Consider the following 12178-nt stretch of genomic DNA (forward strand, 5'->3'; position numbering starts at 1 on the left):
CCGTTGCCCGGCCCCGTCCCCCCGGCGGCGGTGAACCATGCCCAGGAGGCATTTCGAGCATGTTCCACCGACTTGGACATTTCGTCGTCAAGCGGGCCTGGTGGGTGATCATCGCCTGGGTGATCGCCTCCATCGGCTTGGCGGCCTTCGCACCGAAGATGAGTGCTTCGACCGACGAGTCGGAGTTCCTGCCGAAGCACTACGAGTCGATCCGGGCCTCGGTGCTCCAGGAGCAGAAGTTCCCGGCCGAGTTCTCCCCGGGCGCGATCCTGCTGTTCGAGCGCACCGACGGCGGCGCCCTGACCGACGCCGACAAGGCCGACATGGCCAAGGTCGTGCAGGGGCTGACGGACGAGCACATCCCGCTGGTCGAGCAGGTCATCCCGCCGTCCCCGCAGAGCACCTCCAAGGACGGGCACTACGCGATGTCGATGGTCTCCATCGACAAGACGAAGATGCAGACCGACGAGTACGGCGACGCCGCGAAGAAGCTCCGCGACGACGGCCGGAAACTCGCCGAGGGCACCTCGCTGAAGTACCAGGTCGGCGGCCAGGCCGCGATGGCCCTGGACCAGAAGGAGTCCTCCAGCGCCACCGACGCGATCACCATGGTCGCCACCGTGGTGCTGATCGTGGTGATCGTCGGCGTGATCTTCCGCGGCGTGCTGGTCGGCTGGCTGCCGGTCCTGCTCTCGCTGTTCCCGATGATCGCGGCCAGCGGCCTGATCGCCTTCGTCACCAAGCTGTTCGACCTGAAGAGCTCGCCGATCGCCTCGGCCATCCAGATCGTGGTGATCCTGGGCGTCGGGACCGACTACTTCCTGTTCCTGATGTTCCGCTACCGCGAGCGGCTGCGGGCCGGCGACGACCGCAAGTCGGCCGTGGCCAACGGCGTCGGCCGGGTCGGCGAGGCGATCGCCTCGGCGGCGGGCGCGGTCACCGTCGCCTTCGCCGTGCTCATCCTGTCCGAGCTGGGCATGTTCACCGCGCTCGGCCCGGCGCTGGCCATCTCGGTGATCGTCACCGCGCTGGCCTCGCTCACCCTGACCCCGGCGCTGCTCGCGGTCATCCCGGCCAAGGCCACCTTCTGGCCCGGCCGCAAGTGGATGCAGGAGCCCGAGGGCGCCCGCTTCCACCAGCTCGGCCGGACCGTCGGCCGCCGCCCCGGCCTGGTCGCGGTGGTCTCCGGCGGCCTGCTGGTGATCCTCTCGCTGGCCGGCCTCGGCTACCAGGGCACCTTCGACATGGCGAAGAGCATGATGCCGAAGGACAAGGAGTCCATGGTCGTCATGGACTCGCTCAGCAAGGGCTTCTCGGCCGGCGCCGCCGACCCGACGCACGTCTTCCTGACCACCGGCGAGGCCGGCGGCAAGCTGGACGCCGCCGCGCTGGACGGCTTCGGCGCCAAGCTCGGCCAGGTGCCCGGCGTCGCGGGCGTCGCGGGCGAGCACAAGGTCAGCGAGGACGGCACCACCGCCGACTTCACCGTGACGCTCAAGGACTCCGCGGCCAGCAACGCGGCGATCGACGCGGTCACCGAGCTGCGCTCCACCGCCCACGCCGCCGCCCCCGACGGCAGCGAGGCGCTGATCGGCGGCACCTCGTCGGTGTACAAGGACATCAACCTGGCGATGGCCCACGACTACAAGCTGGTCTTCCCGGTGGCGGGTCTGCTGATCCTGCTGATCCTGGGCCTCCAGCTGCGCAGCGTGGTCGCGCCCTGGTACCTGATGGCCTCGGTCGGCCTCGGCTTCGCGGCCACCCTGGGCGCCACCACGGTGGCCTTCCTCAAGATCGGCACCGAGCCCGGTCTGATGTTCATGCTGCCGATCTTCATCTACCTGTTCGTGGTGGCGATCGGCACCGACTACAACATCCTGATCATCGCCCGCCTGCGGGAGGAGGCCCGCGAGGGCCGCAGCCCGCGCGAGGCGGCCAAGGAGGCGGTCCGACACGCCGGTCCGACCGTCGCCGCGGCCGGGTTCATCCTGGCGGCGTCCTTCGCGACCTTCATGCTGGCGGGCAACGTGCTCTTCGCCGAGCTGGGCTTCGCGCTGGCCATCGGCATCGTGCTGGCGGCCTTCGTGATGGCGATGTTCTTCACCCCGGCGATCACCGCCCTGCTGGGCAAGCGGGCCTGGTGGCCCGGTCACGGCGCGATGCCCGACCACGGCCCCGAGGCGGTCGGCGAGCGCGAGCCGGAGGCGGCCGGCCGGCGTTGACCCGGTGCTGGCCCGGTGCTCATCCGGTGCTGACCCGCTGCTGATCCGGCGCTAGTCCGGTGCTGATCCGGTGGGACAAGGGGGCATGCGGCCCGAACGGACCGCATGCCCCCTGCGCGCGGTCGCGAAACGCGGTGTGACCAGCGCAACCATTGCTGCCGTTGACGAGGACCGGCGTGCTATTGTCGAAGCAGTTGCAGTATTGGTTCCCATGAACGTGTGTGTGCGCCTGCTGGTTCCAACCGCCAGGCGCATTTGTTTTGTCCGGTGTTTAGTCTCCGGATGGGGATCGCGGCTACGTGGGGCGCACGAGGTGTGTGTCCCAATGCCCCAGTGAAAGTGGAGACGGTTATGGCTACCGGCACCGTGAAGTGGTTCAACAGCGAAAAGGGCTACGGCTTCATCGAGCAGGACGGCGGCGGCGCCGACGTGTTCGCTCACTACTCGAACATCCAGTCGACCGGCTTCCGTGAGCTCGTCGAGGGCCAGAAGGTCGAGTTCGACGTCACCCAGGGCCAGAAGGGCCCGCAGGCGGAGAACATCCGCCCCATCTGAGTCCCGGCTCACGCCGACTCCTAGATGTTGCAGGCGAGGGCCCGTGCCTCCACAGGGTACGGGCCCTCGTCCATGCCGCCCGACGGCCGGGGCGGCCCCTCTTCCTCCTCATCCGGCGGCCGAACCGTTTCCCAGCCCAGCGGGTCCCTCCCGCGCATCCGGCTGGCGGCCCCCAGAGAGTGGGAACACCCATGCCCGAGCAGTCCCGTCCGCGCACCGACCAGCCCCGTACCGGGCAGTCCCGCGGCCAGCAGTCCCGTACCGGCCAGACCCGCGGTGAGCAGCCCCGCGACGAGCAGGCCCGCGCCGACCGGCCGCGCACCCGCGGCGGGCAGCCGCGCACCGGTGCCGCCCGTAACGGCGCCCCCCGCACCGACGCCGGCCGCGGTGGCGCGCCGCGCGGTGAGCAGCCGCGCCGGGCGCGGCGCGGTGCGGCCCCCGCGGCGGCGCCCGCCGAGGACTTCACGCCCGTGCAGGGCACCCCGTCCCGGCCGCCGGCGGCGAGCTTCGCCGAGCTGGAGCTGTCCGCCGGGCTGCTGAAGGAGCTCGGCGCGCAGGGCGTCACCGAGCCCTTCCCGATCCAAGCCGCCACGCTGCCGGACGCGCTGGCCGGGCGCGACGTGCTCGGCCGGGGCCGCACCGGCTCCGGCAAGACGCTCGCCTTCGGCCTGCCGCTGCTGGTGCGCACCGCGGGCAAGCGGGCCTCCGCGCGGCGTCCGCTGGCCCTGGTGCTGGTTCCCACCCGCGAGCTGGCCCAGCAGGTCACCGAGGCGCTCGCCCCGTACGCCGGGGTGCTGAACCTGCGGATCACCACCGTGGTCGGCGGCATGTCGATCACCCGGCAGTCCAACCAGGTCCGGCGCGGCACCGAGGTGCTGGTCGCCACTCCCGGCCGGCTGGACGACCTGATCCAGCGCGGCGACGTGTTCCTGGACGACGTGGCGATCACCGTCCTCGACGAGGCCGACCAGATGGCCGACATGGGCTTCCTGCCGCAGGTCGTCAAGCTGCTGGAGCAGGTTGCCGAGGGCGGGCAGCGGATGCTGTTCTCCGCCACCCTGGACCGCAACGTGGACCGCCTGGTCAACCGCTTCCTCACCGACCCGGTCACCCATTCGGTGGACCCGTCGGCCGGGGCGGTCACCACCATGGACCACCACCTGCTCCAGCTCGACCCCGCCGACAAGGCCGAGACCACCGCCCGGATCGCCGCCCGCGACGGCCGGGTGATCATGTTCGTGCACACCAAGCACGGCGCCGACCGGCTCGCCAAGCAGCTGCGCGCCCACGGCGTGGTCGCCGCCGCGCTGCACGGCGGCAAGTCGCAGCCGCAGCGCAACCGGGTGCTCGACCAGTTCCGCGAGGGCGAGGTCACCGCGCTGATCGCCACCAACGTCGCCGCCCGCGGCATCCACATCGACGGCCTCGACCTGGTCGTCAACGTCGACCCGCCGATCGACCACAAGGACTACCTGCACCGCGGCGGACGCACCGCCCGGGCCGGCGAGTCCGGCACCGTGGTCACCCTGGTGCTGCCCGAGCAGCGCCGCGAGGTCAACCGGCTGATGACCATCGCCGGCATCCGTCCGACCGTCACCAAGGTCCGCCCCGAGGACGGCGAGCTGGGGCGCATCACCGGCGCCCGCACCCCGTCCGGCGTGGCGGTGGCGCTGCCGGTGCCCGCCGCGGTCGCCGCGGCCCTGGTGCCGCAGCCGTCGGCCGCGGGCACGGGCGCGGAGGGCGCCGGACGCGGCCGGGGGCGCGGGCGCGGCGCGGCGAAGCCGGTGGACGGCGAGGCGCGTCGCCGTCCGGCGAAGCGGGCCGACGGCGGCCTGCCCAAGGACGTCGACATGAGCGGCAACCCGCGCCGCCCCCGCCCCAAGCAGCGCCCCGGCGCGGGCTCCCCGCAGATGGCGGCCGGCTTCATCGGCAAGACCTCCGGGCGGGCGAAGCCGGGCTCCGGCGCGAAGAGCGGCTCCAACTACGGGACGGGACGCCAGCGCCGCAAGACGGACTAGCCGGCGGAGGCTCCCCGTGCCGCGGGCGGCTGCGCGCCGCCCGCGGCGGGGACGGGGCGCCGCCCGCTCAGCCCTGCGGCCTCTCCGGCTCCTCCGGCTTCTCAGGCCGGGGGAGGCGGCGGACGGCCGTGACCAGCGGGGCGAGTTCGGGGCGCCGCTCGGCGCTGTCGAGGGCTTCGGCGAGGGCGCGGTCGTTGGTCGGCCGGGCCCGTTCGAGCAGGGCGAGGCCGTCCGGGGTGACGTTGGTGTAGATGCCGCGCCGGTCGGTGGGGCAGAGGTAGCGCGACAGCAGGCCGCGGTCCTCCAGCCGGGTGACCAGGCGGGTGGTGGCGCTCTGGCTCAGCACGACCGCGTCGGCCAGCTGGTTCATCCGGAAGTGGCCGCCGTCGCCGTCGTGCTGGTCGGAGAGCACGTCCAGGACGGAGAACTCGCGGACGCTGAGCTCGTGTTCGGCCTGGAGGGCGCGTTCGACGTGGGCCTCGATCCGGCCGTGCAGGGCGGTCAGGGCGCACCAGCCGTGCGCCAGTCCGGGGTCCGGTCGGGTCATGGCCCGTGCTCCCTCCGTCGGTGGTCCTGCCGCGGGCCCGTCGCGGGCCCGTTCCGGACAAGCTTAGTCGAGATGTGCAAATTCCCGCGCCTGCAAGTATCTGTCGGCGGGGGAGGAAGAGGGACGGTGGTCCGGGTGGAACGGGGCGCACGGCTGGACGCCCAGGAGGCGGCCCTGGACGCGCTGCTCGCGGCGCTCGGCATCGAGGCCCCGCCCGCACCGGACGCCCGGGTCGAGGCCCTGGCCGCCTGCGCCCCCGGCTACGCCCAGTACCACCGCATCGGCCACAAGCGGCAGGCCGCCTACCGCCACCTCACCGGGGACCGCGCCGCGACCCGCACCCACTACCCGGCGGTCCTGGATGCCCTCCTCACCGACGACGACCCCTCCTCCCCGCGCTGGCTGGCCCAGGCCCTGGCCGTCGCCGGCGGCAGCCGCCGCCTCCAGCAGGAACTCCTCACCGCCCTGGAGACCGGCGACCCGCTCCGCCAGGTCTGCGCCCTCACCGCCTGGCGCTGGGCGGACACCCCCCACCCCGACCTGGCCCGGCACTTCCGCACGGCCCGCCGCGCGGCGGCGGAGCGCGCGACGGACCCCTGGGTGCGCGGGCGGCTCGACGAATCCGCTTCCACTGAAGGCGATTGACGGGTCGTCAACGCGATCGGTGGGAGCGCGAGTAGGTTCGGCCGGGAAGGCCTTGGGCGGCTGACCCTCTCCGGATCGGGCGCCAACTCCCCGGTCAGGCAGGCGCTTTGGCCCTGCCCGTGGGGTTGTCCGGAGGAGCGGTGCGCTAGTGACCGAAGGCCGCGTCGGTGTTCTTCGTCTGCGGGCGCCGCTCGGGCGGGAGCGGCTGGGCGTGGGACTTCTCCACGGCCTCGGCGCGGGCCGCGTGGAAGACCTCGACCGGGTCGCCCTGCTTGGCCCAGACCGAGGCACCGCACCAGGGGCCGATGAGCCGGAACTGCTCCAGGGCGGCCTCGTACAGGCCGGCCCGGCCGAGGTAGTGGGCCAGCAGGTGCCGCAGCCCCGGGAGGCGGGTGTTCTCGGGGTCGACCGCGGACAGCGCCTCGGCGACGGCGGTCAGCCGGGCGGTCGCGGCAGGGCCGATCGGGAGGCCGGAGCCACGCTCCTCGAGCTCGGACAGGGCGTGCAGGTAGATGCCCGCGAGCGGGCTGCGCGGCGGGGCGCCGTCCATGGCCTGCTCGGCGAAGCGGGTCATCTGCCCGTTGCTGCCGTACCACTTGGCGCACCAGTACTGCATGCCCTGCCAGTGGCCCTCGTAGTGGTGCGGGGCGCGGGCCACCAGGCCCTCCCACAGCGGGCGGAAGCGGTCGGGCTTGTACTGCGCGCCGCGCGCCGCCGTCACCATGACCACCCACGGCGCCGGGTTCGCCTGGTCCAGCAGCGCGGCCCGCCGGGCCGCCTCGATCGCGGCCGGCAGCAGGGCCCGGAACTCGGCGAACTTCTCGGCCGGCACCTCGTTCGCGTACCCGCTGCCCCGGATCGCCCAGGCGCGGTGCACCATCGCGTCGGCCTCCAGGGCCGCCGCGTCGCAGCTGTCCGGGTCCGCCGCACGCCAGGCCGCCAGCCAGGAGTCGTCCTCACAGGCGATCGCGCGCAGCAGCTCGAAGCGCGACCAGTGCTCGTCCCAGTCGCCCGCGGCCGCCGCGAGGTGGTCGGCGGCGGCCCGCCAGTCGCCGCCCCGGACGGCGGCCGCCAGCGCCCGCGTCGCCTCGGCCGCCCGGGCCGGCGCGGGCGGACCGACCCGGCGCGGGTCGAGCGCCGCACGGGGCGCCAGCCCGTACGCGGCGGCGTCGAACGAGGCAGGCACCCGGTAGGCGGCAGGTGTCTTCGGGGCGGACGGCCGGGCGCCCTTCGAACGGGAGCCGAGGAGCAGGGAGACGACCGCCAGGACGGCGATCGGGAGGATGATGTGCGTCACGGGGGGAGATCATCCCGGTTCGAACGACCGGCGGCAAGGGAGGAATTCGACGGCCCCGCCGGGCGCTTCCGGGCGGTTGCCGGCCGCTGTTCTGTGAGCGGAGTTGACCTGGCGTCAGCTCTCTTCCCGATTACCGCCTTCCGCTGCGCGGAGGGCCGGTACGACCTGTCGGAACGTCTTCGAGGAGTTCGATCGGAGATACCCCGACATCTCGCCGCGGACCGGCGTCGGATGACGGAGAAGTGGTGAAGTGCGGCCTGACGGCCGCGCCTTTTCCACAGGTACGACGCAGACGCGGATGTCACGGGAGGTGGGGACCCATGGTGGCGATGTCGGACGTCGTGAGGGGTCTTCCCGGGGCGCCGGACGGTGCGCGCGGGCTGTCGGCCGACGGGATCGCGCGGATCGAGGCGGATCAGGGGGTGTCGCTGCCGGCCGATGACCGGGAGTTGCGGCGTCTACGAGATCGGTGAGGACGGGGAGCCCGCGTACCGGTGCGCGGAGTCCTTCGCCGAGTTCCTGGTCGGGGTCCTCGAACAGGACTGAACCGGCGGTGGTGCGGCGTCAGGCGGTGCGGGCGGCGGGGGAGGCGGCGGCGGACGCGGCTTCGGCGTGGCGGGCCAGGATCAGGTGGGCGAGTTCCGGGGCGGGGCCGAGGACCGGGGCGAGGTGGTCGGCGTGGTGGGTGGTGGCGGCGGTGGCGATCCGGTCGGGGAGGAGGCCGGGGGCGAGGAGGTAGGGGGCGACGGCGGTGGTGCGGACGGTCGGGGTGGCGCGCAGGGCGGTGAGGCCGTCGGCGACGGTGGGCGGGGCCGCGGAGGCGTGGGCGGTGGTGACGGCGGCCCAGCCGCGGGTGCGGCGCCACTCGGCGGCCACGGCGCGGGTGGTGGCGTTGGCGGCCGGGTCGGAGGAGCCGGCGGCGGCCAGTACGACGCCGGTGCGGGCCCGGACGGCCGGGTCGGCGACGTCCAGGCCGGTCTCGGCGAGGCGGCGGTCCAGGGCGTCCAGCAGCAGCGGGGAGGGCCCGAGGACGTCCGCGACCGGGATCGCCGAGCCGGCGGCGCGCAGGGCGGCCGGGATGTCGTGCTTGGCGTGGAACGCCCGGTTGAGGAGCAGCGGGACGGCGATCGCGCCGGTCAGGCGCGGGGCGACCTGGGCGATGCGGGGGGCGCAGTGGTCCAGGTACGCGGTGGTGACGGCCAGGTGCGGGGCCAGGGCGCGGACGGCGTCGGCGAGGGCCTCGACGGTCGCGGCGTGGCGCGGGTCGCGGGAGCCGTGCGCGAGGAGGAGCAACGGCGGGACGGGCGTGCTCGGGAGGACGGGCGTGCCGCGCGCGGCCACGGTCGCGGTGCCCGGCTGCGGGAGGTGCTCTGCCGCCGCGCGCAGTTCTCCGCGCCCCTGGCGGGGCGGGGAGAGGGGGTGCGGTAGGTCGCCGCGCTCCTGCCGGCGGGCGGGGCGGGGCTGCGGCGGTTCCCCGCGCCCCTGGCGGGGCGCGGGGGTGGTGGCGGTGGTGCGCGGGGTCACGGGATCAGCGGGAGTTGACGAGCAGGCCGCGGCTGCGCAGGACGCGGCGTTCGAGGGGGGAGAAGAAGAGCAGGTCGATGGCGACGCCGACGAACAGGATCAGCAGGATGCCGAGCAGCACGCCGGACATGTTGGAGAACTCGCGCTGGTTCTCCAGGTAGCGGCCCAGGCCCAGGCCCAGGTCGGGGGAGGAAGCGATGAGTTCGGCGGCCATCAGGGAGCGCCAGGAGAACGCCCAGCCCTGCTTGAGGCCGGCCAGGTAGCCGGGCAGCGCGGCGGGGAGCAGGATGTGGCGGGCGCCGCGCAGGCCGGTCGCGCCGAGGGTCTGCCCGGCCCGCAGGTAGATCGGCGGGACCTGGTCGATGCCGCTGATCAGGCCGTTGGCGATGGACGGGACGGCGCCGAGCAGGATGACGGCGTACATCGCGGAGTTGGTGATGCCGAGCCAGATGATGCCGGCGGGCACCCAGGCCACCGAGGGCAGCGACTGCAGGCCGGAGAGCACCGGGCCGAGCGCGGCGCGCACCGGCTTGATCCGGGCGACGACCAGGCCGATCGGGGTGCCGATCACGACGGACAGGGCGAAGCCGGACAGGCCGCGCCACACGCTGGTCCAGATGATCGAGAGCAGCGTGCCGCCGTACCAGAGCTCGGTGAGCGAGTCCCAGACGGCGGCGGGGCTGGGGAGCTTGTCGGGGGTGGTGAGTTCCAGGCTGTAGGCGAGCTGCCAGACGGCCAGGACCAGCACCACGCCGAGGACCGGCGGCAGGACCTTCCGGCGCAGCACCACCGGGAGCGGGGTGCGCTGCGCCTGGACGGTCTCCAGGGCGTCGAGTCCGGCCTCGACGCTGGCGCTGTCGGCGGGCCCGTCCTTGACCAGGGGGACGGCGGCGGTGTCAGTGCTGGACATGGCGGCGGATCTCCCCACGCAGTTCTTCGGTGATCTCGATGGACAGATCCGCGACCCCGGCCGACTCGATCCGGCGCGGCTGCGGCAGGTCGATGCGCCACTCCTTGGCGACCCGGCCCGGGCGGGAGGAGAGCAGCACGACGCGCTGGGCGAGGCGGACCGCCTCGCGGACATTGTGGGTGACGAACAGGACGGCGAGCTGCTTCTCGGCCCAGATCCGGGTGATCTCGTCGTGCAGCACGTCGCGGGTGATGGCGTCGAGCGCGGCGAACGGCTCGTCCATCAGCAGCACCTGGGAGCCCTGGGCGAGCGAGCGGGCCAGCGCGACGCGCTGGCGCATGCCGCCGGACAGCTCGTGCACGCGCTTCTTGTAGGAGCCGCCGAGGCGGACCAGCTCCAGCAGGCGCTCGGCCTCGGGGCGGCGCTCGGCCTTGGGGACGCCGGCCAGCCGCAGGGCGAGTTCGATGTTCCGCCCGGCGGTGAGCCAGGGGAACAGCGCGTGGTCCTGGAACATCAGGGCGGGCCGGCCGCCGGGCACCTCGATGGTGCCGGAGGTCGGCCGGTCCAGGCCCGCGACCAGGTTGAGCAGGGTGGACTTGCCGCAGCCGGAGGCGCCGAGCAGGGTGACGAACTCGCCGGGTGCGACGGTGAGGTTGATGTCCTCGAGCACCGGCGCGGCGGTGCCGGGGCGGCCGAAGGTCTTGTGCACGTGCGAGATCCGGACGGCGGTGTCGCCGTCCGGTCGGCCCGCGCCGGCGGCGTCGGGCGAGGTGGTCAGTGCCGTGGTCACGGGCACCTCCTGCGGGTGTGGTTCCGGGCAGGGCGGGGATCGGTGTCCGGGGTCCGGCCCCGCGCCCGCCCGGTGAGTGGGCATCGCTTGGGCGGGCGCGGGGCGCGGACCTCGGGGCCTGGGAGGACTTACTTGGTGCCCAGTCCGGCGTCGGCGACGGCGGGCTGGTTGTTCTCCTTCAGCACCTTATTGAGCAGGGTCAGGTCGTAGATCCCGGCCAGGTTGGGCTTCTTGAGCAGCCCGGCGGTGACGGCGTGGTCGGCCTCGGCCTGCAGGGTGTTGGCCAGCGGGTCGTCGATGAAGTCGATGTCCTGCCACGCCGGGTCGAGGATCGAGGCGTCCAGCGCGTTGCCGGCGTCGGCCTTGATCTGGTCGTTGGCGACGGACTTGGCCTGGTCGGAGTTGGCCTTGATCCAGGCGTTGGTCTTCACCGAGCCGCGCAGCACGGCCTCCACCACGTCCGGGTGCTCCGTCAGGAACTTCTGCGAGACGATGATGTTGGTGATGACGAACTTCTTGTCCGGCCAGACGTCCTTCTCGTTGAGCAGGACCTTCGCGCCGAGGGTGACCAGCTTGGACGCGGTCGGCTCCGGCACCCACGCGCCGTCGATGGAGCCGGACTTGTACGCGTCGGGGGTGACCTTGTTGTCGGTGCGCAGCACCTTCACGTCGCCGTCGCCGGTCTGGGCGTCGACCTTGAAGCCCTTCTCGGCGAGGTAGTTGAGCAGCGCCACGTCCTGGGTGTTGCCGAGCTGCGGGGTGGCGATCTTCTTGCCCTTGAGGTCGTCCAGGGTCGGGATCTTCTCCGGGTTGACGACCAGCTTGACGCCGCCGGAGGCCGAACCGCTGATGATCTTCAGCGACTTGCCGCCGGACTGGGTGTAGCCGTTGATCGACGGGGAGGGGCCGATCCAGCCGATGTCGATCGAACCGGCGTTCAGCGCCTCGATCTCGGCCGGACCCGCATTGAACACCTGGGTCTTGATCTGGGTGCCGCCCAGCTCCTGCTGGAATATGCCCTGCTTGAGGCCGACCAGCGCGGTGCCGTGGGTCAGGTTGGCGAAGTAGCCGATCTTCACGGTGTCCGCGGAGAGCTTCGTGCCCGAGGCGGCCGGCTTGGCGGACGCCTTGTCGTCGCTCTTGGAGCCGTACGAGCAGGCCGACAGCAGGCCGGCGGTGGTCAGCACGGCGACGGCCGCCACGGCGGCGCGTCTGGTCCGGCCCGCGCGGGGGCGTGCGGAGGTATGGGTGGACTCGGTGCTCGGTGCCATGAGAGGTGTTCCGTTCGAGAAGAAGGAAGGTGTCGCGTACGGGACGTGCCTGACGTGCTGCCGGGGCCGGGCCGACCCCGCCGCACCCACTGTGGGAAGGAACGGCGGCTGCGGGCCCGGTGACAGGGGCTCAGCGCCCCTGCCAGCCCCCACATCGCGTCAGGCCGCCCTGGCCGCTGCCGAGGACGCCGCTGCCGATGCGGCCGCCTTCCTTGTCCATGCCCGAGAACGCCTCGCTGGGCATCAGACCCAGTCCTCCTCTGTGGAAGCGTCGGTGATGCTGACGGTGTCGAACGCCTCGCCCGCCATGCCGGCGGTGAGGGTGGTGCCGTCGGCCGGGTCGATCAGGATGAACGAGCCGGTGCGGCGGTTGTCGGTGTAGTCGTCGAGGGCCAGGGG

Annotated in this window: 10 protein-coding genes; 4 read left to right on the plus strand and 6 right to left on the minus strand. The window is 73.3% G+C overall.

Annotated elements, in window-relative coordinates:
- Positions 1-59: 59 nt before the first annotated feature.
- The 3 genes from K353_RS10095 to K353_RS10105 all read left to right on the plus strand — a co-directional run bounded on the left by K353_RS10095 (position 60) and on the right by K353_RS10105 (position 4795).
- On the plus strand, positions 60-2222 hold the full coding sequence (locus K353_RS10095) for an MMPL family transporter (protein ID WP_111553227.1): 2163 nt from the start codon (positions 60-62) through the stop codon (positions 2220-2222).
- 351 nt (positions 2223-2573) lie between these two features.
- On the plus strand, positions 2574-2777 hold the full coding sequence (locus K353_RS10100; RefSeq protein ID WP_111553228.1) for a cold-shock protein: 204 nt from the start codon (positions 2574-2576) through the stop codon (positions 2775-2777).
- 191 nt (positions 2778-2968) lie between these two features.
- Positions 2969-4795 (plus strand): DEAD/DEAH box helicase, encoded by a 1827-nt coding sequence (locus K353_RS10105; protein WP_111553229.1) that lies wholly within the window; start codon positions 2969-2971, stop codon positions 4793-4795.
- Positions 4796-4862: 67 nt separating this feature from the next.
- Here K353_RS10105 and K353_RS10110 read toward each other — a convergent pair whose 3' ends face one another.
- Entirely contained in the window at positions 4863-5342 is a 480-nt protein-coding gene (locus K353_RS10110; RefSeq protein WP_111553230.1) for a MarR family winged helix-turn-helix transcriptional regulator, read from the minus strand.
- A 135-nt stretch (positions 5343-5477) separates the two neighbouring features.
- On the opposite strand from K353_RS10110, the gene K353_RS10115 reads away from it, so the two are divergent.
- The gene (locus K353_RS10115) at positions 5478-5987 is read left to right on the plus strand and encodes a hypothetical protein (RefSeq protein WP_146616434.1); all 510 of its coding nucleotides are present in this window, start codon (positions 5478-5480) and stop codon (positions 5985-5987) included.
- 145 nt (positions 5988-6132) lie between these two features.
- On the opposite strand, the gene K353_RS10120 is transcribed toward K353_RS10115, so the two are convergent.
- From K353_RS10120 to K353_RS10140, 5 genes are all read right to left on the minus strand, one after another.
- Positions 6133-7284, minus strand: coding sequence for a DUF4034 domain-containing protein (locus K353_RS10120; protein ID WP_158585383.1), 1152 nt, complete (start codon positions 7282-7284; stop codon positions 6133-6135).
- Between the two features lie 564 nt (positions 7285-7848).
- On the minus strand, positions 7849-8625 hold the full coding sequence (locus K353_RS10125) for a sirohydrochlorin chelatase (protein ID WP_111553261.1): 777 nt from the start codon (positions 8623-8625) through the stop codon (positions 7849-7851).
- A gap of 187 nt (positions 8626-8812) precedes the next feature.
- Positions 8813-9718 carry an ABC transporter permease gene (locus K353_RS10130; protein ID WP_111553232.1) on the minus strand — a complete coding sequence of 302 codons (906 nt, stop codon included), beginning with the start codon at positions 9716-9718 and terminating at the stop codon, positions 8813-8815.
- Positions 9705-10508, minus strand: a complete 804-nt coding sequence (locus tag K353_RS10135) for an ABC transporter ATP-binding protein (protein WP_370447582.1) — start codon at positions 10506-10508, stop codon at positions 9705-9707. Before K353_RS10135 ends, K353_RS10130 begins: the two co-directional genes overlap by 14 nt.
- Positions 10509-10636: 128 nt before the next feature.
- Complete coding sequence (locus tag K353_RS10140) at positions 10637-11779, minus strand: aliphatic sulfonate ABC transporter substrate-binding protein (RefSeq protein ID WP_111553233.1); 1143 nt, start codon at positions 11777-11779, stop codon at positions 10637-10639.
- Positions 11780-12178 lie beyond the last annotated feature (399 nt).

Origin of the sequence: Kitasatospora sp. SolWspMP-SS2h (genome assembly GCF_003259315.1) — a bacterium.
Classification (GTDB): domain Bacteria; phylum Actinomycetota; class Actinomycetes; order Streptomycetales; family Streptomycetaceae; genus Kitasatospora; species Kitasatospora fiedleri.